The organism is Micromonospora sp. NPDC004551, from assembly GCF_040609975.1.
In the GTDB taxonomy this organism is placed as follows: domain Bacteria; phylum Actinomycetota; class Actinomycetes; order Mycobacteriales; family Micromonosporaceae; genus Micromonospora.
Genome location: NZ_JBEXLM010000007.1, coordinates 156,514 through 181,724 on the forward strand (window position 1 = coordinate 156,514; position 25,211 = coordinate 181,724).

General features: G+C 73.0%; 17 protein-coding genes and 1 pseudogene. 8 read left to right on the plus strand and 10 right to left on the minus strand.

The features are described 5' to 3' along the window. Window positions 1–21: 21 nt before the first annotated feature. The 5 genes from ABZW14_RS11495 to ABZW14_RS11515 form a co-directional block, all read right to left on the minus strand. On the minus strand, window positions 22–1,056 hold the full coding sequence (locus tag ABZW14_RS11495) for a lactonase family protein (RefSeq protein WP_355343573.1): 1,035 nt from the start codon (window positions 1,054–1,056) through the stop codon (window positions 22–24). 126 nt (window positions 1,057–1,182) lie between these two features. Beyond that, entirely contained in the window at window positions 1,183–1,785 is a 603-nt protein-coding gene (locus tag ABZW14_RS11500) for an ATP/GTP-binding protein (protein ID WP_355343576.1), read from the minus strand. Then, entirely contained in the window at window positions 1,766–2,152 is a 387-nt protein-coding gene (locus ABZW14_RS11505) for a DUF742 domain-containing protein (protein WP_262284692.1), read from the minus strand. The genes ABZW14_RS11500 and ABZW14_RS11505 overlap by 20 nt, the downstream gene beginning before the upstream one ends. Continuing rightward, on the minus strand, window positions 2,142–2,558 hold the full coding sequence (locus ABZW14_RS11510) for a roadblock/LC7 domain-containing protein (RefSeq protein ID WP_355343579.1): 417 nt from the start codon (window positions 2,556–2,558) through the stop codon (window positions 2,142–2,144). The genes ABZW14_RS11505 and ABZW14_RS11510 overlap by 11 nt, the downstream gene beginning before the upstream one ends. Further along, window positions 2,558–5,026, minus strand: coding sequence for a nitrate- and nitrite sensing domain-containing protein (locus ABZW14_RS11515; RefSeq protein ID WP_355343582.1), 2,469 nt, complete (start codon window positions 5,024–5,026; stop codon window positions 2,558–2,560). The genes ABZW14_RS11510 and ABZW14_RS11515 overlap by 1 nt, the downstream gene beginning before the upstream one ends. Before the next feature lie 452 nt (window positions 5,027–5,478). Here ABZW14_RS11515 and ABZW14_RS11520 point away from each other — a divergent pair, with 452 nt between their 5' ends. From ABZW14_RS11520 to ABZW14_RS11540, 5 genes are all read left to right on the plus strand, one after another. After that, window positions 5,479–6,072 (plus strand): hypothetical protein, encoded by a 594-nt coding sequence (locus tag ABZW14_RS11520; RefSeq protein ID WP_355343585.1) that lies wholly within the window; start codon window positions 5,479–5,481, stop codon window positions 6,070–6,072. A 13-nt stretch (window positions 6,073–6,085) separates the two neighbouring features. After that, a complete protein-coding gene (locus ABZW14_RS11525) occupies window positions 6,086–7,042 on the plus strand; it encodes a hypothetical protein (protein WP_355343588.1) in 957 nt (318 codons plus the stop codon). A 132-nt stretch (window positions 7,043–7,174) separates the two neighbouring features. Beyond that, complete coding sequence (locus ABZW14_RS11530) at window positions 7,175–8,830, plus strand: sodium:solute symporter family protein (RefSeq protein ID WP_355343591.1); 1,656 nt, start codon at window positions 7,175–7,177, stop codon at window positions 8,828–8,830. Between the two features lie 16 nt (window positions 8,831–8,846). Beyond that, window positions 8,847–9,170, plus strand: coding sequence for a hypothetical protein (locus tag ABZW14_RS11535; protein ID WP_355343594.1), 324 nt, complete (start codon window positions 8,847–8,849; stop codon window positions 9,168–9,170). A 97-nt stretch (window positions 9,171–9,267) separates the two neighbouring features. After that, window positions 9,268–9,651 (plus strand): hypothetical protein, encoded by a 384-nt coding sequence (locus ABZW14_RS11540; protein ID WP_355343597.1) that lies wholly within the window; start codon window positions 9,268–9,270, stop codon window positions 9,649–9,651. Window positions 9,652–9,750: 99 nt separating this feature from the next. On the opposite strand, the gene ABZW14_RS11545 is transcribed toward ABZW14_RS11540, so the two are convergent. Next, complete coding sequence (locus ABZW14_RS11545) at window positions 9,751–11,529, minus strand: glycoside hydrolase family 6 protein (protein ID WP_355343600.1); 1,779 nt, start codon at window positions 11,527–11,529, stop codon at window positions 9,751–9,753. 508 nt (window positions 11,530–12,037) lie between these two features. Here ABZW14_RS11545 and ABZW14_RS11550 point away from each other — a divergent pair. Then, a complete protein-coding gene (locus ABZW14_RS11550; RefSeq protein WP_355343603.1) occupies window positions 12,038–12,940 on the plus strand; it encodes a hypothetical protein in 903 nt (300 codons plus the stop codon). Next, complete coding sequence (locus ABZW14_RS11555) at window positions 12,927–13,685, plus strand: class F sortase (protein ID WP_355343606.1); 759 nt, start codon at window positions 12,927–12,929, stop codon at window positions 13,683–13,685. Before ABZW14_RS11550 ends, ABZW14_RS11555 begins: the two co-directional genes overlap by 14 nt. Before the next feature lie 88 nt (window positions 13,686–13,773). Here ABZW14_RS11555 and ABZW14_RS11560 read toward each other — a convergent pair whose 3' ends face one another. Then, window positions 13,774–18,837 (minus strand): NAD-glutamate dehydrogenase, encoded by a 5,064-nt coding sequence (locus ABZW14_RS11560; RefSeq protein WP_355343609.1) that lies wholly within the window; start codon window positions 18,835–18,837, stop codon window positions 13,774–13,776. 288 nt (window positions 18,838–19,125) lie between these two features. On the opposite strand from ABZW14_RS11560, the gene ABZW14_RS11565 reads away from it, so the two are divergent. Continuing rightward, the gene (locus ABZW14_RS11565) at window positions 19,126–21,093 is read left to right on the plus strand and encodes a penicillin-binding transpeptidase domain-containing protein (protein WP_355343612.1); all 1,968 of its coding nucleotides are present in this window, start codon (window positions 19,126–19,128) and stop codon (window positions 21,091–21,093) included. A 374-nt stretch (window positions 21,094–21,467) separates the two neighbouring features. On the opposite strand, the pseudogene ABZW14_RS11570 reads toward ABZW14_RS11565, so the two are convergent. The 3 genes and pseudogenes from ABZW14_RS11570 to ABZW14_RS11580 form a co-directional block, all read right to left on the minus strand. Continuing rightward, window positions 21,468–22,403: pseudogene (locus tag ABZW14_RS11570) on the minus strand (arginase family protein); the annotation flags it as partial. 66 nt (window positions 22,404–22,469) lie between these two features. Beyond that, window positions 22,470–23,390, minus strand: coding sequence for a tetratricopeptide repeat protein (locus ABZW14_RS11575; RefSeq protein ID WP_355343615.1), 921 nt, complete (start codon window positions 23,388–23,390; stop codon window positions 22,470–22,472). A 115-nt stretch (window positions 23,391–23,505) separates the two neighbouring features. Next, window positions 23,506–25,194, minus strand: coding sequence for a methylmalonyl-CoA mutase family protein (locus ABZW14_RS11580; protein ID WP_355343618.1), 1,689 nt, complete (start codon window positions 25,192–25,194; stop codon window positions 23,506–23,508). Window positions 25,195–25,211 lie beyond the last annotated feature (17 nt).

Sequence of the window (25,211 nt, forward strand, 5' to 3'; positions counted from 1 at the left end):
GGTGTATGGGTGACCACCCGGTCACGGACGGACACAGGTCGGACTGGCCATCGGCACCGGCTCCCCCACCGCTTCGGGCACCCCCGTGCCCGGATCCACCCGGAAGATCCTGATCATGTCGGCGCGCTCGTCGGCCACGTAGAGGTGCTCACCGGTCAGGACGAAGTGCCGCGGCCACCCGCCCCCGGTGTCCACCTCGGCCACCAGCTCGGGCGCCTCCCCGGCCAGCGCGAAGACCGCGACCGTGCCCACACCCCGGTTGCCGACGTAGAGGAAGCGGCCGTCCGGCCCGACGGCGACCTCGGACGGCTGCACGTGCCCGGCCCGGCCGCTGGCGTCCACCCGGACCCGCTGGTGCAGCCCGTCCGGGGTCACGTCGTACGCGGTCACCGTGCCGTCCAGCTCGCCCACCAGCCAGCAACGCCGCCCGTCGGGGTGCCGGGCCAGGTGCCGGGGACCGGTGCCGGCCGGCGTCCGCAGCCGGGGGGCGCGCGGCACCAGGCGCCCGGAGGCGACGTCGAGGTCGTACCGGTAGACCGAGTCGGTGCCCAGGTCGACGGCGAGCAGCGGGCCACCGGCCGGGTCCGGCGACACCATGTGGCAGTGCGCCTGCGCCTGCCGGTCCGGGTCGGCGCCGTGCCCCTCGTGCCGGACCAGGTCGCTGCGTTCCCCCGGCACCCCGTCGGCGTCGAGCGGGAACACCGCCACGCTCCCCCCGCCGTAGTTCGCCACGAACAGGTGCCTCCCGTCCGGCGCCACCGCCAGGTGGCAGGGCTCCGCCCCGCCGGTCGGACGCACGCCGAGTGGGTCGAGGTCGCCGTCCGGGCCGACCCGGAAGGCGCTGACCTGCCCCTCGGCCAGCTCGTTGACCGCGTAGAGCACCGGCAGCGCGGGGTGCCGGACGAGGAACGACGGCGCCGGGGTGACCGCCACCGTGCCGAGGGGGGTCAGCGCGCCGGTCGCCGGATCGCGCCGGGCGGCGACGATGCCCTCGGCCCGCCCGCCCGTCTCCGCCGTGTAGCCGCCGATGTGGACGATCGCGTCCTGCCCGGTCACCGCTTCCACCTTCCGCCGTCCCACCGTCGATCCAACCAGAGGCTTCCCGGTGAGCCGCCCGGTTAGGCGTCATTCCCGGCACCGGTTTCCGGCGGGGCCCCCGCCGTGCCGGTCGGCGGAGCGGGGTCAGCCCACCGGCACCGGCTCGCCACGATGCCGGGCGACGTGCTCGACCAGCGAGATCAGCACCAGCTTCCCGGACTGCCGGTCCCGGGCGTCGCACAGCACCAGAGGCACGTCCGGGTCCAGGTCCAGGGCGTCGCGGACCGCCTCCAGGCTGAACCGGCGCGACCCGTCGAAGCAGTTCACCCCCACCACGAACGGGATGCCCCGCTGCTCGAAGTAGTCGATCGAGGGGAAGCAGTCGGCCAGCCGGCGGGTGTCGGCGAGCACCACGGCGCCGAGGGCCCCGAAGGCCAGCTCGTCCCAGAGGAACCAGAACCGGTCCTGGCCCGGGGTGCCGAAGAGGTAGACCTGGAGGTCGTCGTTGATGGTGATCCGGCCGAAGTCCATGGCCACGGTGGTGGTCGACTTCTGCTCCACCCCGGAGACGTCGTCGGTGCCGATGCCGGCGCCGGTCAGCACCTCCTCGGTCTGCAACGGCCGGACCTCGCTCAACGCGCTCACCAGCGTCGTCTTGCCCGCGCCGAAGCCACCGGCGATGAGGATCTTCAGAGCCAGCGGCACCCGCGGCGCGGCCGGCTCCCGGTCAAAGCGCACGGAGTCCACTGACCACCGCCTTGAGGATGTTGTCGTCGGGCAGGTGGGCGGCGGCCGGCCGGCGCACCGTGACGAGCCCACGGGCGAGGAGGTCGCCGAGCAGCACCCGGACCACGCCGACGGCGAGATCCAGGTCCGCGGCGAGGTCGGCCACGGCCACCGGCCGGCGGGCCAGCTCGGCGAGGCGCCGGTGCTCCGGCTGGAGGCCGGGCACGCCGGCCGGGTCGGCCCCCGGCGTGGTCAGCACGAACGCCACCAGGTCGAAACCGTCGACCGGCGGGCGCACCCGGCCGCCGGTCACGGTGTACGGGCGCACCACGGGGCCGGCGGCGGCGTCCAGCCACTCGTGCTGAGGGCCTGGCGACTCAGCCCGCATCGGTCGCCGCCGTGCGGGCGGGCGCGCTGAGGTTCTCGCCGACCCGGATGACCAGCATGGCCATCTCGTACGCCACGAGACCGATGTCGGCGTCGGCGTCGCTCACCACCGCCAGGCAGGCGCCCTGCCCGGCGGCCGTGACGAAGAGGTACGCCGACTCCATCTCCACCACGGTCTGCCGGACCGCGCCGCCGCCCACGTGCCGGGTGGCGCCCTTGGCGAGGCTGGAGAAACCGGAGGCCAGGGCGCAGAGGTGTTCGGCGTCGGTGCGGTCCAGGTCGGCGGAGGCGCCGAGCAGGAGGCCGTCCGCGGACAGCACCACCGCCTGGCGGGCGCCCGGCACCCGCTCCACCAGGTCGTCGAGCAACCAGTCGAGATCGGCGTTCTGCCGCGTCGTGTGCACCACTAGGCGTCCCTCTCAGTAGCGGTTCGATGGTCCGGAGCCGCCGCCGGTTCGGGCGGGGAGGGCTCGGCGGCCCGGGTACGGGCCGCGTCGGTGGACGGAGCGCCGGCCCGGTCCGGGGCGGCGGTGCGGTCTTCGGCCGGCCCGCCGGTCGCCGCCGCAGGGGCGGGGCCGCGGCGCGCGGCGGTGGGATCGGCGGCCGGGCCGCCGGTCGCCGCGGGGGCGGTGCCCTGGCGGTCGGCGGCGGCACGGGCGCCGTCGCGGCGGCCCCGGGCGGTGCCGGCCTGGAGCGCCGACATGGCCCGGCGGGCCTCCTCGGGCGGGCGGTTCGCCGGGGTGTCGGCGACGACCGGCCGGGGCCGGGCCGCCGGCCCGCGGCGGCGGACCCGGCGGGGCAGGCCGTCGCCGTCCGCCGGGGTCTCCACCGCCGAGGCTCGACCGGCGGGCAGCGGCACGACCGCCGACTCGGGCCGGTCCCGGCCGGGCCGTGCGGCCCGCGTCCGGGGGACCGTGCCCAGCCGGGTCACCTTGGCCATCCGCCGGTCGTCCCGCCCGGGCGAGCCGGCGCCCGGGCCGGTCGCGCCGATCGCCGGCTCGGCGGTGACCAGGTCCGACGGCACGAACACGGCGGCCGTGATCCCGCCGGGTACGGCCGGCCGCAGCTCGACCCGGACGCCGTGCCGGGCGGCCAGCCGGGCGACCACGAAGTGGCCCAGCCGGGCGCTGTCGGCCGGGTCGAACTCCGGTGCGCGGGACAGCTTGCGGTTGGCCTCCGCCAGGGCCGGCGCCGACATGCCGAGCCCTCGATCGGTGATCTCGATGGTGTAGCCGCCGGGCACGGTGCGGCCGCCGACGTCCACGCGGGTGCCCGGCCGGGAGAAGACGGTGGCGTTCTCGATCAGCTCGGCGAGCAGGTGGATCAGGTCGCCGACGGCACGGCCGAGCACACCGGCGGGCTGGACCTCGCCCACGTCCACCCGGTCGTACGACTCGACCTCCGAGATCGCGCCGCGCATCACGTCGACCGCGGCGACGGGACTGCGCCAGCCCCGGCCGGGGGCCGCCCCGGCCAGGATGACCAGATCCTCGGCGTGCCGCCGGAGCCGGGTGGCGAGGTGGTCGACCTGGAACAGCCCGGCCAGCTCGTCCGGATCCTCGGTGCGCCGCTCCAGCCGGTCCAGCAGCGCGAGCTGCCGGTGCACCAGGCCCTGGCTGCGCCGGGCGATGTTCAGGAAGACCTCGTTGAGGCCGCGGCGCAGGGTGACCTCGTCGACCGCGGCCTGCACGGCGGTGCGGCGCACCTCGTTGAAGGCCCGTCCCACCTGGCCGATCTCGTCGCCGCCGTGGTCCAGCTCGGGCGCCTCGCGGGCGACGTCGACCTCCTCGCCGCGGCGCAGCCGGGCCACCACGTCGGGCAGCCGGTGCTCGGCCATCTCCAGGGCCGCGGTGCGGACGCCGGTGAGCCGGCGGTCCAGCGATCGGCCGACCCGCAGTGCCACCAGGACGCAGACCACGATGGCGAGCAGGCCGAGCACCCCGGCGGCGGCGAGCCGGACCAGGATCCAGACCGCCATCGGCACGGACCGCTCGGCCAGCGTGTCCGCGCCGCGCAGCTCGAAGTCCCGCAGTCCCTGCGCGACCGCCGCGTGGCTGGTGTCCCAGGCCCGTACGTCGAACCCGGCCGGCAGGTCGCGGTCGCGGATCAGGGTGTCCTGGAGGGCACGCAGCCGGACGAAGTCCTCCCCCTCGGTGAGCCGCCGGAAGCCGGTCCGTTCGGCGGGCGGCAGGTCGGCCACCGAGTTCTCGGCCAGGAAGCGCTGGTTCTCGATGGTGCGGACCAGCTGCTCGTGCTCACCGTCGGCGTAGTGGCCGGCGGTGACCGCGCCGGCCAGCAGCGCGTCGGCCTGGCCGAGCAGCTCCCGGGACCGGCCCAGCCCGGTGAGCGCCAGCGCCTGCTGGTTGAGCTGCGGGTCGGGCAGCGTGGCCATGGCGGAGAACGCCTGGAAGGCGGAGCCGATCATTCCGCTGTAGAGCCCGACGGCGCCGGCCTGGTCGACCTTCCGGCCGTCGATGAAGCCGCGACCGGCGGGCAGCGCGTCGAGCGCGGAGACCAGCTGGTCGAGCCGGGCGTCGAGCCGGTCGTCGGCGGCGTCGCGCAGCTTCTCCCCGTCGACGCGCCGGCGCAGCTCGGCGATCGCCTGGTCGGTGCGGGCGCGCTGGTCGGCCAGGGCGGGCAGGGCGGTGTCGCCGGCGAGCTGGACGACCGAGAGCCGGCGTTCCCGTTGCAGCTCGGCGACCACGCTCTCGCCGGGCCGGCCGAGGTCGTAGAGGAGGGTGCGCGCGGCGAGCAGGTCGAGGGCCGGCCCGAAGGTCAGGCTGGTGGCGAAGATCCAGAGTGCCAGCAGCCCGGTAACCGGACCGATGACCAGCGCGGTCAGCTTGGCGCGGATCGGCCAGTCTCGGGTGTTCATCAGACCTCGCCCGGGGGAAGGTGTCGCAGGGGTGGCGCCGGCACCGGCCGGAAGGGCCGCGACGCCGGGCCCCGGCCCGGGCGCCTTGGGCAGGATACGTAATCCCAGCCGGATGCACTACCGGCCGTCTCGCCCCTCACTACGGTCCGGAATGTTCGCTGTGGACACCGTTGGACGGGAACGACCGGCCGGAAGGGACCGGCGGGTCGTTCGTCCAAAGGGGGCGCACGGATCGGGCGGCCGGGGTGGGGCCGAGCCGCCCGGCGGGGCGGCGGCGGTGATGGCCCGGTGCGGGCGGCCGGCCCGCCCCCGCCTCCCACCTGCGGGCCACTTCCTGGAACGAGTCCACTTTTCGTGGCAGGTTCCCGCTGGCGCGATCGCGCAGGAAAGTGCCGCCGATCGGGATTGGCGATCACACGGACGAGGGAATACCAGCGGGCGAAGGAGGAGCCATGTCGCCCACGCAGGTAGTCGTCATAGTCATCGTCGTTCTCGTCCTCGCGGCGCTGGCCGCGGTCGCCGTGGTCGCCAGCCGCCGCCGGGCCCTCCGGCAGCGGTTCGGCCCCGAGTACGACCGGGCCGTCGCCGAGCAGGACAGCCGCGGCGCCGCCGAGCGGGAACTGCGGGAGCGGGAACGCCGCCACGCCGAGCTGGAGCTGACCCCGCTCAGCGAGGAGTCCCGCGCCCGGTACGCCGCCGCCTGGGAGGAACTCCAGGTGCGTTTCGTCGACTCCCCTGCCGAAACCGTCGCCGACGCCGACGAACTGGTCACCCGGCTGATCGCGGAGCGCGGGTACCCCACCGGGGACTTCTCCGAACAGATCGCCCACCTCTCCGTCGAGCACGCCCGCACCCTCACCCACTACCGGGACGCCCACGACATCCGCCTGCGCAACGAGCGCGGCGAGGCGGGTACCGAGGATCTCCGGCAGGCGCTCGTGCACTACCGGGCCCTCTTCGCCGACCTGCTCGGCGAGGACCCGGTCGGGCACCAGCCGCCGGCGCAGCGCCACCCCGACCACGAGCACGACGCCACGAGCCGCTGAGGAGGCCGCCGCCATGCGTCAGGAAGAGCAGCAGGTCACGCAGGACCAGGACCACCCGGAGGCCGTCCGGTCCTCGCCCGTGCCGGTCCCGCCACCGGGCGACCGGACCGCCGGCGACAGGACCCCGGCCGACCGGGCCGAGGTGCCCGAGGACGCGCTCGACGACCGGGGCACCTTCGACGACCCGGCGGTCGCCGGCGAGCGCTCCGGCCGCGAGGAGGCGGAACTCGACGAGACCCGGGCGTACGACGCCCGGGAGCTCCGTGACGCGGAGGCCGCCGACGTCGACGACCGGCCGGTGTACCACGACCCCGCCCCGCTGCCGACCGCCTTCGGGGCGACCACGGTGGGCGACGCGGTGGCCGCCTCGGCGATGGCCAGCGGGCGCCCCGAGGACGAGCGGGACCCGCGCGGCGAGGACACCGCCGTGCCGGGCGACGGCGCTCCGGGCCGGACCGACGCGTTCGACGACGAGCGGGCCGACCCGACGGCGGGCGACCGGCTGCACGACCCGGACCGCTGGGAGGCCGCCCACTCCGGCGCGGCGCGCGACGACGCGGAGGCCGCCGGGGCCGGGTACGGCAGCGCCGAGCCGGCGATGGTCGACCCGGACACCAGCACCGCGGCGGCCGGCGCGGCTGCGGGTGGCGCCGCGGCGCTGGCCGGGGCGGCCCGGCCCACACCGGGCGCGGTGCCGGCCGACGCGGCGACGCTTTTCGCCCCGGAGACCGCCCAGGGCTTCCGGGACCGCTGGCGGGACGTCCAGCTCCGCTTCGTGGACGACCCGCGGGCCGCGGTCGGCGAGGCGCAGTCCCTGGTCGAGGAGGCGATCGAGGCGCTCTCCGCCGCGCTGCGCGACCAGAAGACCAGGCTGGGCGGCTGGCAGGAGTCCGGCTCGGCCGACACCGAGCAGCTCCGGGTGGCCGTGCGCGGCTATCGCGACTTCCTGGACCGGGTCCTCGGCCGCTGACCGGCACCCCGCACGGAGCCCCGGCCGGTGAACGGCCGGGGCTCCGTCGTCCGGGACGGACGGAACTCCCGGCATGAAATTTCGCAAAGTGGGTACCTGCGGGCGCAGCACCGCCGCGGAGGGAGACACGGGATGGGTGACGGTCTTCGGTTGAACATGAACGCCCTGGACTACCTGATCCTGGCGCTCTACTTCATCACGGTGCTCGGCGTCGGCTTCGCCGCGCGGCGGGCCATCCGCACCAGCGTCGACTTCTTCCTCTCCGGGCGGTCCCTGCCCGCCTGGGTCACCGGCCTCGCGTTCGTCTCGGCGAACCTGGGCGCCCTGGAGATCATCGGCATGGCGGCCAACGGCGCCCAGTACGGCGTCATGACGGTCCACTACTACTGGATCGGCGCGGTGCCGGCGATGGTCTTCCTGGGCATCGTGATGATGCCGTTCTACTACGGCTCGAAGGTGCGCAGCGTCCCCGAGTACCTGCGGCTGCGCTTCAACCGCCCGACCCACCTGCTGAACGCGATCAGCTTCGCCGTCGCCCAGGTGCTGATCGCCGGAGTGAACCTCTACGCGCTCGCGCTGATCATGCAGGCGCTGCTGGGCTGGCCGCTCTGGGTGGCGATCGTGGTGGGCGCGCTGATCGTGCTGGCGTACATCACCGTCGGCGGTCTCTCCGGCGCGATCTACAACGAGGTGCTCCAGTTCTTCGTGATCATCGCCGGCCTGGTGCCCATCACCGTGATCGGCCTCGTGAAGGTCGGCGGCGTGAGCGGCCTGATGGACGCGGTGCGGGACTCCAAGCTGGGCGAGGCCGGGCTGCACGCCTGGCAGGGCACCGGCAGCACGGACAACCCGCTCGGCGCGCACTGGCTGGGCATCGTCTTCGGCCTCGGCTTCGTGCTCTCGTTCGGCTACTGGACCACCAACTTCGCCGAGGTGCAGCGCGCGCTGTCCGCCCGGAACATGAGCGCGGCCCGCCGGACGCCGATCATCGGCGCGTACCCGAAGCTGCTCATCCCGCTGGTCACCGTCATCCCCGGCCTCATCGCCCTGGTCACCGTCAAGGGACTCGGCGCCGAGAAGGGCGACCTGGTCTACAACAACGCGATCCCGCTGCTCATGCGCGACCTGCTGCCCAACGGGGTGCTCGGCATCGCGGTCACCGGCCTGGTGGCGTCGTTCATGGCCGGCATGGCCGCCAACGTCAGCGGCTTCAACACCGTGTTCACGTACGACATCTGGCAGGCGTACTTCCGGCGGGACCGCCCGGACGACTACTACGTGCGGATCGGCCGGATCGCCACCGTGGTCGCCGTGGTGATCGGCATCGGCACGGCGTTCATCGCGGCCGGGTTCAGCAACATCATGAACTACATCCAGGCCCTGTTCTCGGTGTTCAACGCCCCGCTCTTCGGCACCTTCATCATCGGCATGTTCTGGAAGCGGATGAGCCCGCTCGCCGGCTTCTGGTCGCTGCTGTCGGGCACCGTGGTGGCGATCACGACCTACCTGCTCCACCTGGCCGACGTCATCCACTTCAACTCGGACCTGGAGGAGAGCTTCTGGGGCGCCGGCCTCGCCTTCGTGACGGTCGCCGTCGTGGCGGCGATCCTCACCCCGCTGACCCGGCCGAAGCGGAACGACGAGCTGACCGGCCTGGTCTACGGCCTGAGCGACACCACGCTGAAGGACGACTCGCTGGCCGGCGACGCCGCCTGGTACCGCTCCCCGGTGCTGCTCGGCGTGATCGCGGTGGTCCTCGCCGCCCTGTTCTACATCCCGGTCTTCTGAGGAAGGGACGCACGCCATGGCAGACAACGCCGACCGGTACCAGCACGGCGAGGCCCACGACCCCCTGGTCGACGAGACCGAGGACTCGCGGGAGGCGCGCTCGGCGGCGGCCCGGCTCTTCGACATCCGCCGGGTGATCGGCGGGCTGTTCGTCGTGTACGGGCTGATCGTCGGCCTCATGGGCCTCTTCGACTCGTCCGCGGAGATCGACAAGGCGCAGGGCGTCCGGATCAACCTCTGGGCCGGCCTGGTGATGCTGGTCTTCGGGCTGCTGATGCTGCTCTGGCAGCGGCTGCGCCCCACCGAGCCGCCCGAGCCGGGCGCCGCCGACGAACGCTGACCACGGCCCCGGGACGCCCGTCCCGGGGCCGTCGGCATGGCCCGGCCCCCACGGGGTACGCCGTGGGGATCACGGAACGGGACAGGAGGGCAGCAGCATGACGGATCGTGACCGCGGTGGCGAGCGGCCGCTGGAGGAGACCCCCGAGGTGGCCGCCGCGGTGGACGACGACAGCACGGTGCCCCAGCTGCGCACCGGTGGCACCGACCCGAACAATCCCGTCTTCACCGAGCCGGACGGCGCGGTGCCCGACACCGGTTCGCCGGACATCCTCGGCGACCCGTACGCGGCCGGGACCGGCGCGACCGGCACCGGCACCGGGGCGGGCGGGGACAACATCCGGACCGGCGCCGAGCAGCCGTGGGAACCCGAGGACCTGGTGATGGCCCGCGGCCAGGATCCCACCCCGGAGAACCTGGAGCAGGCCCGCCGCGACCTGGCCGAGCTGGGCCGGGCGGCGATCGAGAGAACGGTCCCCTGACGCCCGGGGGCCCCTGGTCGACGTGGGGTCGACCAGGGGCCCGGGGAACCCGCGCGGCGGTGCCTCACTCCCGCCGCCGCGGGTGGGCCGTCCGCCGGATCAGGAGAGCGGCGGGTAGGCGTTCGCCATGAGCTCCTGGAACTGGGCCGCGAACCAGGCCCCGGAGATCGGCGCGTTCGGGAGGGCACCGCTCAGGTTGTTGCCGTTGCGGGCGTTGCCGGTGTACGTCGGGTCGCACATCCGGTCGAAGCCCTTGCCCTCGTCGTTCGGGATGGCGGTGCTGGAGCCGTCCGACTCACCCGGGGGCTTCACCCAGACGTACGCGTCGATGCCCGACTCGGGGTTCGCCCGGGGGCGCTCACCGAGACCGGCCCCGGCCTGGTTGCACCAGTTGCCGGCGTGGAGGCGGCGGTCGACGCGGCCGCCGTTGACGTAGGTGTCCACGCTGGTGGTCGCGCCCGGGCCGGTGGGCCGGTTCGGGCCGCCCCAGCCGTTGCGGGACGTGTCGATCAGCATGCCGATGTTGCTGTTGAAGCCGATCGAGACCAGCTTGTTGCGGAACGCCTGGGCGAACGAGAGCTCGTCCACGTACTGGTTCCAGTCGATCCACTTGGACTGCCGGACGCTGGTGCCGTTCACCGAGTCGGTGATCTTGATGTACGGCTCCTTCAGCGCGGAGTAGTTCGCCGTGTTGACGATGAAGCCGGTCACGTTGTTCACCGTGCTGCCGGAGGCGGTGGCCGCGGTCTTCAGGATGTCGGCCACCGGGCCGAAGTTGCTGTCCCAGCCGATCCAGCCGTGGTGCGCCGCGTCGATGTAGTTGTAGACGTTGCCGATCGCGCCCAGCTTGGCCAGCGCGTAGCCGACGCCGTTCACGTAGGCGCCGTTGGCCTTGACGGTGTCGCACATGACGGTCCCGCCGGCGTTGCCCGAGGTGTTGGTCACGATGTTGGGCAGCGAGTCGATCTCGATGATGTTGACGATCCGCAGGTTCTTGTACTTCGGGTCGCTCTGGATCGCGGCGATCGGGTCGATGTACTCGGACTTGTAGCGGGGCAGCTCGTCCGGACCCAGCTCACCGTTGGAGGCCAGCGCGGAACAGTCGCGGCCGGGCAGGTTGTAGATGACGAACTGGATGTAGCCGGCGCCCTGGGCGAGCGCCGCGTCCAGGTGGTCCCGCACGCCCATCGAGCCGTTCGAGCTGCTGCCGTCGGTGCCCTCGATGGCGGCGATCCGGTCCAGCCAGACGGCGGTCGGGTTGTTGGACACCCGGCTACCGCCGCTCACCGACTCGGCCTTGGCCTTCCACTCGGGGTTCACGTACCCCTTGACCCCGGCGTACGGGTTGTCGGCCTTCTGCCCCGGCGGAGGGGTGGTCGGCGGCGGGGTCGTGGGCGGCGGGGTCGTCGGGGGCGGGGTCGTGGTCGGCGGGGTCGAGGTGGGCGGCGTGCCGCCGTTGCAGACCGTGCCGTTCAACGTGAACTGGGACGGCTTCGGGTTGCTGCCGCTCCACGCGCCGTTGAACCCGATGCTGGTGCTGGCGCCGGTGCCCAGCGATCCGTTGTAGGACTCGTTCTGCGCGGTGACGTTCTGGCCGCTCTGCGACCACTTGGCCGACCAGCCCTGCTGCACCTTCTGGCTGCTGTTCGGGAAGGTGAAGCCGAGGTTCCAGGAACTCAGCGGGTCGCCGATGTTTTTGATGATCACCGTGGCGGTGAAGCCACCGGGCCAGTCGCTGGTGGTGTAGTCCACGCTGCACTGGGTCGCGGCCTGCGCCGCCGTGACCGGGAGGGTCACCAGTCCACCGGCGACCAGGACACCCGCGCCGGTGAGCGCGAGGGCCCGGCTGCGGCCGGACAGCCTTCTCCACAGATTCATGCCACTGATCTCCTTGGGCGAGACCGGATCCGCGTACGGCCCGGTGGAAGGGCGCTCGGAGGGCGCCACGGGTTTCTTCGGGGGGTGCCCGACCCGGACGGGCGTGGTGGTGGTGACCGGCCCACGGGACCGGTCGAGGAGTCCGACGCCGTCCGGTGACCCGGCTGCCCTCGACGTCTGAGCTCGCGGTGTGGCTCCCCGAACCGCGTGCAGCGATTCTTGCATGGGAGCGCTTCCATGGCAATGCCTCGATGTGGCGCGCCGGGAACGGTCGAAACGGTACGCGGTGGCCCGGGCCGCGCAGCCCGAGCCGCACCGCCCGAGGCGGCACGGGAGGGCCCGAGCGGCCAGGGTTCCCCCAAAGGGGGCTTAGCACCCGAAGCTCATCGTTCACCGACAAACTCCTAAACACGAATGTTTCCCCGGATAGCTCGCGAAACGGTCTAACGTCGGTCGTAGCTCGAGGGATGTCGGGCTCAGGACAAACAGGGATGGAGTGACGCAGGTCATGGCTAAGAAGATGCTCGGGAAGCTCGTTGCGGGCGCCGCTCTGGGCGGCGCGTCCCTGCTGCTGTTCTCGCCCGGGGCGGCGAACGCAGCCAGCGCGGACGCGGTCGCCAAGCCGCAGATCAGCCTTCCCGGTACCTGCTCCGGGGACCACGAGGACTGGGACCACAAGAACTGGGACCGCAAGGACTGGGACCGCAGCTACGAGGACCGCAAGGACCAGGACCGCAAGGACCAGGACCGCAAGGACGAGGACCGCAAGGACGAGGACCGCAAGGACGAGGACCGCAAGGGCCACGACGGCAAGGACCGGGACGGCAAGCACGACGACGGCAAGCACGAGGACGGCAAGCACGACGACGGCAAGCACGACGACGGCAAGGACCAGGACGGCAAGCACGACGACGGCAAGCACGAGGACGGCAAGGACCAGGAGCACAACGACTGGCAGGGCAGCGACTCGTGGCAGCCGGGCGCCGACGGCCAGGGCGGCGGCATGCTCGCCGACCAGCCGGGCGACGAGCGGGACCGCAAGGACCAGGACCGCAAGGACGAGGACCGCAAGAACGACGAGCGCAACGACCGGGACAACAAGGACCACGACGCCAAGGACCGGGACAAGCGCGACGAGGACATGAAGGACCACGACCGCAAGGACGAGGACCGCAAGGACTGGGACAACCGGAGCTGGGACGGCAAGGACGACAACAAGAAGGACCACGACCGCAAGGACGAGGACCGCAAGGACTGCATGCCGCGCGGCCACGTCGACGGCGGTGACGGTGGCATGACGACCACCAGCCTGGACCGCAACATGGCCGCCAGCGGGGTCGGCGTCATCGGCGCCGCCGCCCTGGGCGGCATGATCCTGCTGCGCCGGCGGCGGGGCGATGACCTCGTCTGACCGGACGGCGACACGGGCCGGCGGCCGTCACGGGAGACCGTGGCGCGCCGCCGGCGCCGCTGTCGTCGTCCTGCTCGCCATGGTGGGCGCCGGCATGATCGGGGCGTCGGTGCGGACCGTGCCGCCACCCCGCCCGCCCCAGCCGCTCGCCCAGGCCGGGCCCGCCGACACGTCCCCGTCGCCGACCGCCATCCCGGGCCCCGGCGGCAGCGGCGCGGAGACCGCCGACCAGGCGTCCGTCGACGACGACTCCGCGGTCACGCCGCACCCGGACCTCACCCCCGCGGGGCTGCCCCGATCGACCCCGACGACCATCTCGATCCCCCGGATCGGCGTACGCGCCGAGATCATGACCCTCGGCCTGAACCCGGACGGCACCGTCCAGGTGCCCCCGCTGGAGCAGGCCATGAAGGCGGGCTGGTACTCCCCCGGGCCCAGTCCCGGCGAGGCCGGCAACTCGGTGATCGTCGGCCACGTCGACTCGGCCAAGCTCGGGCCGGCCGTCTTCTTCAACCTCGGCTCGCTCCAGAAGGGCGACACCATCTCGATCGCCCGGCAGGACGGCTCGACCGCCACGTTCACGGTGACCGAGGTGAAGTCGTACCCGAAGACGGCCTTCCCCACCGAGCTGGTCTACGGCCCCTCCGACGAGCCCGGCCTGCGGGTGGTCACCTGCGGTGGGGCGTTCGACGAGAGCAGCCGCAGCTACGTCGACAACGTCATCGCCTTCGCCAGCATGACGTGACGCGGCGCCGCCCGGTGGGCGCCGCGAACGGGCGCGGCCCGGTGATCGGTCACCCCGATCACCGGGCCGCGCCCGTGTGCGTGTCGCGTCAGGCCGCCGCCGAGGTCCGCACCAGGGTACGGATCTGCCGCAGCAGCACCGACAGGGCGGACAGGTCGGCGCGGGACTCGTCGAACTCCCCCATGGCCCGGTGCGCCCGGTGGATCGAGGTGGCGTTCGCCTGCTCCCACTCCTGCACCCGCTCGACCGGCGGGAGGCTGTCCGGAGTGGAGCCGAGGACCTCCGCGGTGAGCGCGGCCAGCGCGGCGTACAGGTCGTAGCGCAGCGCCATCCGGGCCAGGGTCTGCCAGCGGTCCTCCCGCGGCAGCAGGGAGATCTTCGACAGCAGGGCGTCCACGCGGAACCGGTCGGAGAGGACGAAGTAGACCGAGGCCACCTCGCTCACGTCCCGGTCGGCCGACCGGGCGGTCTCCACCACGTCGAGCAGGCCGAAGCTGTACATCAGCCGGGTCGCCTGCTCGGCCAGGTCGCGGGGCAGCCCCTTGCCGGTCAGCGAGTCGATGTGGGCGGCGATCGCCTCCCGCTCGGTGCCGTAGAAGAGGTTCTCCAGCCCCGGCAGCAGCCGGGCCACGCCGTCCCGCAGCCGGGCGATCTCCCCCGGCACGTCGATCGGCGAGCGCCGGTTGGTGACCAGCCAGCGCACCGCGCGGTCGAGCAGCCGGCGGGTGTCCAGGTAGACGCTGGTCTGGAGCTCGGGCGAGACCTTGTTGTCCAGCGCCTCGACCGCGTCCCACAGCTCGCGCAGCCCGAACACCTCGCGGACCACCACGTACGCCCGCAGCACGTCCGCCGCCGAGGCCGCCGTCTCCTCGACCACCCGGAAGACGAAGGTGATGCCGCCGCGGTTGATCGCCTCGTTGACCAGGACGGTGGTGACGATGTCCCGGCGCAGCCGGTGCTGGCCCATCCGGTCGGCGAACCGCTCCCGCAGCGGGGTCGGGAAGTAGTTGACCAGGACGTCGGTCGTCCACTCCTCGTCCGCCAGCCCCTCGGCGACGATCTCCCGCTCCAGCACGATCTTCACGTACGCCAGCAGCACCGCGAACTCCGGCGCGGTCAGCCCGGTCTCGCCGCGCACCGCCAGTTCCTCGTCCGGCGGCAGCGCCTCCAGCGCCCGGTCGAGCTGACCGGCCCGCTCCAGCTCGTTGATCATCCGGCGGTGCACCGGGAGCAGCGAGGCGGCCTGCGCCTGGGCGTTGTTCAGCGCCCGGGCCTGGTCGTAGTTGTCCCGCAGCACCAGCTCGGCGACCTCGTCGGTCATCTGGGCCAGCACCTCGTCGCGTTCCGGCATGTCGAGCACGCCGTCGGCCACCGCGGTGTTGAGCAGGATCTTGATGTTCACCTCGTGGTCGGAGCAGTCCACCCCGGCCGCGTTGTCGATGAAGTCGGTGTAGATCCGGCCGCCGGCCGCCGCGTACTCGATCCGGCCCTCCTGGGTGAAGCCCAGGTTGCCGCCCTCGCCGACCACCCGGCAGCGCAGGCCCTTGCCGTCCACGCGGATGGCGTCGTTGGACTTGTCCCCGACCTCGGCGTTGGTCTGCGTCGACGCCTTCACGTAGGTGCCGATGCCGCCGTTCCAGAACAGGTCCACCGGGGCGGTGAGGATCGCCTTCATCAGGTCCTGCGGGCTGATCTGCGTGACGTCGTCGTCGAGACCGAGCACCGCGCGCACCTGCGGCGAGACCGGCACCGACTTGGCGGTACGCGAGTACACCCCGCCGCCGGCCGAGATCAGCTCGGCGTTGTAGTCCTCCCAGGACGAGCGGGGCAGGTCGAACAACCGCTTCCGCTCGTCCCACGAGGTGGCCGCGTCCGGGTCCGGGTCGAGGAAGATGTGCCGGTGGTCGAAGGCGGCCACCAGCCGGATGTGCTTGGACAGCAGCATCCCGTTGCCGAACACGTCGCCGGACATGTCGCCGACGCCGACCACCGTGAAGTCCTGGGTCTGGGTGTCGTGCCCCAGCTCCCGGAAGTGCCGCTTCACCGATTCCCAGGCGCCCCGGGCGGTGATGCCCATCTTCTTGTGGTCGTAGCCGGCCGATCCACCGGAGGCGAACGCGTCGCCCAGCCAGAAGTTGTGCGCGGCGGAGATCTCGTTGGCGATGTCGGAGAACGTCGCGGTGCCCTTGTCCGCCGCCACCACCAGGTACGGGTCGTCGGCGTCGTGCCGGACCACGTCCTCCGGCGGCACGATCTCGCCGCTGGCGATGTTGTCGGTGACGTCGAGCAGCGCGCCGACGAACTCCTTGTAGCAGGCCACCGCCTCGTCCCGGTCGCCCGGCTTCTGCTTCAGCACGAAGCCGCCCTTGGCGCCCACCGGCACGATCACGGCGTTCTTCACCATCTGCGCCTTGACCAGGCCGAGCACCTCGGTGCGGAAGTCCTCACGCCGGTCGGACCAGCGCAGCCCGCCCCGGGCCACCGGCCCGAACCGCAGGTGCACGCCCTCGAACCGCGGCGAGTAGACGAAGATCTCGAACTTGGGCCGCGGCGCCGGCAGCTCCGGGATCGCCTGCGGGTCCAGCTTGAACGCGACGTACGACTTGGGCCGCCCCCCGACCGGCTTCTGGTAGAAGCTGGTGCGCAGGGTGGCCTGGATCAACGTCAGGTAGGAGCGCAGGATCCGGTCCTGGTCGAGGCTGGCCACGTCGTCCAGTGCCTCGCCGATCTCGGTGACCAGCTCACCGCTGCGCTGCCGGCGCTCGTCCAGGGTGGACGCGCCCGGCCGGAACCGGGTCTCGAAGAGCTCCACCAGCAGCGAGGCGATCTTCGGGTACGCGATGAAGGTCTGCTCCATGTACTCCTGCGAGAACACGGTGCCCGCCTGCCGCAGGTACTTCGCGTACGCCCGGAGCACCACCACCTGCCGCCAGGTGAGCCCGGCCCGGAGCACCAGCTCGTTGAAGCCGTCCACCTCGGCCTCGCCCCGCCAGGCGGCGGCGAAGGCGTTCTCCACGTGCGGGCGGACCTCGGCCAGCTCCTGGTGCGCCTCGGGCAGTTGCAGCCCGAAGTCGTAGAGCCAGATCCGGCCGTCGACGCGCTCCACCTCGTACGGGTGCTCGTCGACCACCTTGACGCCGAGGGAGTGCAGCACCGGCAGCACGGCGGAGAGCATCATCGGCTCGCCGTACCGGTAGACCTTGAACCGCACGTCCATGGTCTCGTCGACCTGGACCGGCCGCCCCCCGCCGTTCGTACGCGGCGCGAGCTGCTTGCGGAACAGGTGCATCTCCAGCTGGCCCGACTCCTCCAGCAGTTCCAGCTTGGCCAGGTCCTTCATCGCCTCGTACGGCGTGTGCCCGTCCTTGTAGCCCTCCGGGAAGGCGTCGGCGTACCGGGCGAACAGGTGCTTGGCCTGCTCGTCGCCGAGCTTGCGCTCCAGCACCAGCCGGTAGTCGTCGTCCCAGAGCCGGGTGGCGTCGGCCAGCTCCTCGGCGAGCAGGTCGGCGTCGATGTCACCGGGCGGGCTGTTCGGGTCGGTGCGGACGATGAAGTGCACCCGGGCCAGCATCGACTCGGTCACCCGGGTGGTGTAGTCGACCCCGACGCCGTTCAGCTCGCGCAGCAGGATGTCCTGCATGCGCAGCCGGTTCTGCGTCGTGAACCGGTCTCGGGGCAGGTAGATCAGGCAGGAGATGAACCGCCCGTACCCGTCCCGCCGCAGGAACACCCGCAACTGCCGGCGACCGGCCATGCGGAGCACACCGATCACCGCGTGGTAGAGGTCGTCGGTCTTGATCTGGAACAGCTCGTCGCGGGGGTAGGTCTCCAGGATCTGGAGCAGGTCCTTGCCGGAGTGGCTGCGCAGGCTCAGGCCCGAGCGGTCCAGCACCTCGGCGACCTTGCGCCGGACCACCGGCAGCTCCTGCACGCTGGTCCGGTACGCCGCCGTCGAGAACAGGCCCAGGAAGCGCCGCTCCCCGACCACCTCACCGGAGTCGTTGAAGATCTTGAAGCCGATGTAGTCGAGGTAGGCCGAGCGGTGGACGGTGGCCCGCGAGTTGGCCTTGGTGATGATGAGCAGGCGCTTCTCCAGCACCTTCTCGTGCGCCTCGGGCGTCATCGAGTTGAGCGACCGGGCCTCCGGCGAGTCGGACCGCAGGATGCCCAGCCCGGTGCCGAGGACGGCCTCCAGGGCCTGGCCGCCGTCCGCGCCGTCGGTGTCGATCAGCCGGTACTCCCGGTAGCCCAGGAACGTGAAGTGATCGTGCGCCAGCCAGCGCAGCAGCTCCACCGAGTCCGTGATGTCCTTCTCCGGCACCGGCGGGCGGTTGTCCGAGGTGCGGGCCGAGGCCAGCTCGTCGGCCAGGGCCAGGGCACGCTGCCGCATCTTGGGCCAGTCCTCGACGGCCTCCCGCACGTCGGTGAGCACCCGCTGGAGCTCCCGGCGCAGCTTCTCCCGCTCGGCCGCGTCACGGACCGGGTCGATCTCGATCCGCATCCAGCTCTCGACCAGGTCGCCGGCGATCGCGTCGTCCGGCTCCACGTCCGCCGAGACCTCGGTCAGCCGGCCCAACGGCTCGCGCCGGACCACCACCAGCGGGTGCACGAGCAGGTGCACGTCGAGGTGGTGCGAGTTCAGCAGCGCGGTCACCGAGTCGACCAGGAACGGCATGTCGTCGGTGACGATCTCGATCACCGTGTGGTGCTGCTCGGCATCCGGCTCGTGGATGCGCAGCTTCAGCTCCCCCGGCACCCGTTGTTGGGCGAGGTCCCGGTGGGCCCGCGCCGCGTCGAGCATCTCCTCGGCGGTGAAGCCGATCAGCTCCTCGTCCGGCGCGAACCGCCAGAACCGGCCCACCAGGGTGGCCGCGTCATGGTCGTCACCGGCCAGCGCGACCGCCTGGGCGACCAGGCGCTCCGCGTTGGGTACCGGCTCGTCCAGCTCGTCCTCGGACTCGTCGCCCAGCGCCTGCGCGGGCAGGCCCAGGTCGTAGAGGGTATCGATGCTGGAACCGGTCATCCCGGTCACTCCTGTGTCGAGACGGCCGAAACCGTCCCCGTCGGTCGCCGAATCGAAGCTGTCATCGTCCCGGCTGGTGTCAGCCTGCCGGAGGTCGGGTCCCGGTTTGATCGCCGGACGCCGGTCCATCGGTGCCACTCCCCTCGACCCACCGCGTTGTGGGTCACTCTGCCGCCCAGCCTAGGCCCTGCCGCTGTGCCCCTTCGTCGGCGGACCACTGGCCGGACGTCCGGATCGGGACTCTGTCCTTTCACCCGTTGCGGGTCCGTGGTCGGCCGGTCGCGGAGTACCCGGACTGGCGATGTTCATCACACTGCCACACGGCACTCTTTGCCTGCGCAAGGGCCGTGCCGGGGCGGTGGGGAGCCGCGCGTCGTACTAGCGTGCAGGGCAGTTTCACACCGGAGGGACCGCTTCATGCTCCTGTCGTACCCCGTCCGCCGTCGACTCTCCCCTCCCCGCCGGGTCCTCGCCGCGCTGGCCGCCACCGTGCTGGCGGCGGGCACCCTGGTCGGGTGCTCGGGCGAGGACGGGCCGGAGCGGAGCGTCGACGCCTTCCTGAAGGGCTGGCGCTCCGGCGACCTCCAGGCGGTCGGCTTCATCGACCCGACCGGCGCCAAGGTGCCCGCGGCCGAGGTGACCAAGGAGCTCCGGTCGCTCGCCGGCGAGCTGGCCGGCACCCCGCCGCAGCTGGCGCGCACCGGCGAGGTGAAGGTCGAGGCCGACATCGCCACGGCGCGGATCCGGCTCAGCTGGCCGCTGCCGGGCGGCGCCACCTGGACCTATGAGAACCCGCTCCGGCTCCGGCACGGCGACGACGACCAGTGGCAGGTCATCTGGGAGCCGACCGTCGTACACGAGAAGCTGGAGGCCGGCGCACGGTTCGCGCTGCGCCGGGAGCCCGCGCCCCGGGCCGGCGTGCTGGACGGCGCCGGGACGCCGCTCGTCGCGCCCCGCCCGGTGGTCCGGGTGCAGGTGAACCCCGGCGAGGTCACCGACGTCAAGGCCCTGGTCCGGCAGCTCGACGCCGCGTTCAAGGCGGTCCGGCCCGCGCTCACCCCGCCGGTCGACCTCACCGACCTGCCCCAACGCCTCAAGGAGGCGGACCGGGGCGCGCTCGTCGAGGTGGTGACCCTGCGCGACGAGGCCTACCGGCAGATCAAGTCCCGGATCTACGACCTGCCCGGCACCCGGTTCCAGTCCGACAAGCTCTTCCTGGCCCCGACGCGCGAGTTCGCCCGGGCGCTGCTCGGCTCGGTCGACCCGGCCCAGGCCGACGACCTCAAGGCCCACCCCGACAAGTACGTCCGGGGCGACCTGGTCGGCCACGGCGGCCTCCAGGGCGGCTACGACGACCGCCTGCGCGGCGCCCCCGGGGTCACCGTGCTCACCGAGCGGAACCGGCCCGACGAGCCCGGCGTCACCACCGGCGAGGAGGTCTACCGCAGCGAGCCGAAGGCCGGCCAGCCGGTGAAGACCACCCTCGACGTGGCCACCCAGAACGCCGCCGACGCGGCGCTGCGCGGGCAGGCCCGGCGTTCCGCCCTGGTGGCCGTCCGGATCTCCGACGGCGCCGTGCTGGCCGCCGCCAACGGCCCCGGTGCGGCCGGCGAGAACCTCGCCTTCACCGCCCAGGTGCCGCCCGGCTCGACGTTCAAGATGGTCAGCGCCCTGGCGCTGCTCGACCGGGGTGCGGTGACCCCGGAGGCGACCGTGCGCTGCCCGAAGACGTTCGAGGTCGACGGCCGGTCCTTCAAGAACTCCGACAACTTCGAGCTGGGCGACGTCCCGTTCACCACGGACTTCGCGAAGTCCTGCAACACCGCCTTCACCTCGCTGGCACCGAAGCTCGGGGCGGACGGGCTGGCGCAGACCGGCCGCACGCTCGGCCTGGAGGCGCCCTGGGACCTGGGCACCGACGTCTTCACCGGCAAGGTCTCCGCCAACGGCTCGGCCACCGAACAGGCCGCCGCCGCGATCGGCCAGGGCACCACCGTGGTCAGCCCGCTCGCCATGGCCGGCGCCACGGCCGCCGTGGCCCGCGGCCACTGGGAGCAGCCCAAGCTGGTGCTCGATCCGGCGCCGGCGAAGCCCGCCCCGCCCGGTCCGGCCCTCAAGGCGGAGTCGGTGGCGGCGGTCAGGACGATGATGCGCGCCGTGGTCACGAGCGGCACGGCCAGCGCGCTGGCGGACGTCCCCGGCGAGCCGGTCCACGGCAAGACCGGCACCGCCGAATACGACAACAACCCGGCGCACACCCACGCCTGGTTCGTCGGCTGGCAGGGCGACGTCGCGTTCGCGGTCTTCGTCGAGCAGGGCGGGTCCAGCACGACCAGCGCGGTCCCGATCGCCGAGCGCTTCCTCCGCGGCCTCGCGGCCCGCTGAAACGAGGCGGGCGCCGATCAGGCGATGTCGGCGCCCGGCCGGGTCGGATCCGGCGCCGTCCCCTCCGCGTCCTCCGGCTCGGCGACCCGCCGCAACAGCCCGGGCCCGGCCGACGCCAGCGGCCCGACCGGCTCGGGGCCGTCCGAGCCGTCCGCGTCCGACGCCCGACGTAGCAATCCCGGTCCGGACGGGCCGGGAGACGGTTGGGCGCCGTTGGTGTCGGCGGATTCGTCCCCGGTCCGGGTCAGGGCCGGGCCGATCGGCTCCACGGCGACCGCGGGAGCCGGCACGGCCGCGGGGCCGGGCAGCACGTCGCGGGCGGGCAGCCGGCCGTTGCCGGGCCGGGGCGGCGGCGCGACCGGGCCGGGCGGCAGCAGCCGGGGCGGCGTTGCGCCCGGCGCGGCGACCGGCGCGAGCCCGGCCACCACGGTGTTGACGATCTCGGCGGCGTACGACCCGTCGGGGTCGTAGTCCGGGTCGAAGACGGTCAGCTCGACGCCGAGGCAGTGCGGGGTGTCCACCAGGCCGGCGAGCAGGATCTCCAGCTCGGCGAAGGCGATCCCGCCCGGGTCCGGCGCGTCGACCGCGGGCATCACGGCCGGGTCGAGCACGTCCACGTCGATGTGCACCCAGTAGCCGGCGCAGTCGGCCAGCTGCTCGTGGGCCCACTGGGCGGTGCGGGCGGCACCCTCGGCGCGCAGCGCCGGCACGGGGCGGGTGGTGATGCCGGCGGCCTGCAGGTCGAGCCGGTACTCGTCCTGGGCCCGGATGCCGAGCACCACCACGTCGATGTCCCGGAAGTAGGGGCGCCGCCCCTCGATGGCGGCCAGGTCGGCCTGCCCCCGGCCGGTGACCAGGGCCAGGTCCTCCCCCGCCGCCGCGCCCACATAGGAGGCGTTGCCGGGGTGCCGGAAGTCGGAGTGGCCGTCGACGAAGACCAGCCCGATCCGCCCGCCGACCGCCTCGCCGAGCCGGTGCATGGCCAGCGCCGAGCCGAGCAGGACCGAGCAGTCCCCGCCGAGCACGAGCGGGAACTCGCCGCGGTCGATGATCGCGCCGATCCGGTCGGCGAGCGCCACCGAGTAGCCGGAGATCTCCGGGGCGTGGCAGACCCCGTCGCCGGGGCGCCAGTCACCGGGGTCGTACCGGGGCGGGGTGAGGCAGCCGGCGTCGCGGGCCCGCAGCCGGGCGAGCAGGCCGTGGTCGCGCAGCGCGCCGGGCGCCTTGGCGCAGCCCGGGACGGCGGTGGACGTGGGTGGGCGCAGGCCGAGGTTCGTCGGCGCGTCGAGGACGGCGATCCGGCGCATCATGGGCTCCCGTCCTCGGTGGTCGGGCGGGCCGGCCGGTACGCCGGCCCGCGCTGGCGTGCGGTGAACTCAGAACAGGGCGCTGGCCAGGGCGCGTCGGGCGGCCGCCACGGCGGGGTCGTCCGGGCCCGCGATGGTGAACAGCGACACGAGGTGCTGGCGGACCTTCTCCCGGTCGTCGCCGGCGGTGCGGCGGACCAGGCCCACGAGCCGGGCGTACGCCTGCTCGGCCAGCCCGCTGAGCACCTCGATGTCGGCCGCGAGGAGCTGCGCCTCGATGTCGTCGGGGGCCTGCTCGGCGGCAGTGAGCGCGGCGCGCGGGTCGGCGCCGGCCACCCGCCGGGCCACCCCGACCTGGGCCAGGCCGGCCTCGGCCGCGGCGTCCGCCGGGCTCTCGGCGAGGATCTTCCGGTACGCCGCCTCAGCCGCCTCCAGGTCGCCGGACATCAGCGCGTCGTCGGCCTCGGTCAGCCGCGGGTCCTCCGGCTCGGCGACGGTGACGCCACCGGCCTTGAGGATGGCCTGGATCCACTGGCGGAGCTGGGCCTCGGGCACCACGCCGGAGAAGGCGTCGATCGGCTGCCCACCGACCACCGCGTAGACCATCGGGATGCCCTGGACCCGGAACATCTGGGCGAGCCGCGGGTTGGCGTCGACGTCGACCTTGGCGAGCACCCAGGCGCCCGCGCCCTCGGCGGCCAGCCGCTCCAGCACCGGCGACAGCTGCTTGCAGGGCTCACACCACTCGGCCCAGAAATCCACGATCACCGGGGTGCTCAGCGACCGTTCCAACACCTCGGACTGGAAGGTCGCCTCGGTCACGTCGATGACGGCCATACCACCGCCCGCCGGGGGGCCGCCGGGTACGCCGGCCGGCGGGCCGGCCTGGCTCGGGGCGGTGGGACGGGAGGGTTCCGGGGTGCCGCGCAACGCGCTGAGGTCGACCGCGCCGCGGGTGAAGATCGACGAGGTGATCCGTGGGTCGCTCATGGTTATCTAGTCTCGCACGTGTCCCGCAGAACTCAGATCAACCGCCACGGCGGCAGTTGCAACTCTCACGCCTGGTCGGCGCGGGTGCCGGAACGACCGGCACCCGCGCGACGGATCAGAACCGCGCGGGCTCGCGGTAGACGCCCCACTCGGCACGCAGCGCGTCGCAGATCTCGCCCAGCGTGGCCTCGGCCCGGACGGCGTCCAGCATCGCGGGGATCATGTTCTCGCCGCTCCGGCTGACCTCGACCATCCGCTGCACGGCGGCCTTGACCGCGGCGTCGTCGCGGCCCGCCTTGCGCTCGGCGAGCACCCGGCGCTGCTCCAGCTCGACCTCGTGCGAGATCCGCAGGATCTCCAGGTCCTTGGCGACGGTGCCGGTGTGGCAGTTGACCCCGACGATCCGCTTGTCGCCCTTCTCCAGCGCCTGCTGGTAGACGAAGGCCGACTCGGCGATGTGGCCGGTGAACCAGCCGTCCTCGATGCCGCGCAGGATGCCCGAGGTCATCGGGCCGATCTTGTGCGGTCCCTCGCCGCCGAGCTGCCGGATGCGGGCGAAGATCTCCTCCGCCTCGGCCTCGATCTTGTCGGTCAGCGCCTCGACGTACCAGGAGCCGCCGAGCGGGTCGGCGACGTTGACGACCCCGGTCTCCTCCATGAGCACCTGCTGGGTACGCAGGGCGATCTCGGCCGACTCGTCGGTGGGCAGGGCCAGGGTCTCGTCGAGGGCGTTGGTGTGCAGCGAGTTGGTGCCGCCGAGCACGGCCGCCAGGGCCTCCACGGCGGTCCGGACCACGTTGTTGACCGGTTGCTGGGCGGTCAGCGACACCCCGGCCGTCTGGGTGTGGAACCGCAGCCACTGGGCCTTCTCGCTGGTGGCGCCGTAGACGTCGCGCAGCCAGCGGGCCCAGATCCGGCGGGCGGCCCGGAACTTGGCGATCTCCTCGAAGAAGTCCACGTGGGAGTCGAAGAAGAAGCTCAGGCCGGGGGCGAACACGTTGACGTCCAGCCCGCGCGAGAGCCCCAGTTCGACGTAGCCGAACCCGTCGGCCAGCGTGTACGCCAGCTCCTGGGCGGCGGTCGAGCCGGCCTCGCGGATGTGGTAGCCGGAGACCGACAGCGGCTTGTACCGCGGGATCTCCCGGGCGCAGTACTCCATGAGGTCGCCGATGAGGCGCAGGTGCGGCTCCGGGTCGAAGAGCCACTCCTTCTGCGCGATGTACTCCTTGAAGATGTCCGTCTGGAGCGTGCCGTCCAGGGTCGACAGGTCGGCGCCCTGCCGCTCGGCGGCGACCAGGTACATGCAGAAGACCGGCACGGCCGGGCCGGAGATGGTCATCGAGGTGGTCACGCCGGCCAGGTCGATGCCGTCGAAGAGCACCTCCATGTCGGCGGCCGAGTCGACCGCCACGCCGCAGTGGCCGACCTCGCCGAGCGACTGCGGGTCGTCGGAGTCGCGCCCCATCAGGGTCGGCATGTCGAAGGCGACGGAGAGCCCGCCGCCGCCGGCCCCGAGGATCATCTTGTAGCGCTCGTTGGTCTGCTGGGCGTTGCCGAACCCGGCGAACTGCCGGATGGTCCAGGTGCGCCCGCGGTAGCCGGTCGGGTAGAGCCCGCGGGTGTACGGGAACTCGCCCGGCCAGCCGATCCGCTCGAAGCCCGGGTACGGCACCCCCTCCGGCGGCCCGTACACCGGGTCCACGGTCATCCCGGACAGGGTGGTGAAGTCCGCGTCGCGCTTGCGGGCGGCGTCGTAGCGGGCCTGCCAGCGGGCCCGACCGGCGGCGATCTCGTCGGCGTCCATGCGCGGAGCTCCTCCTC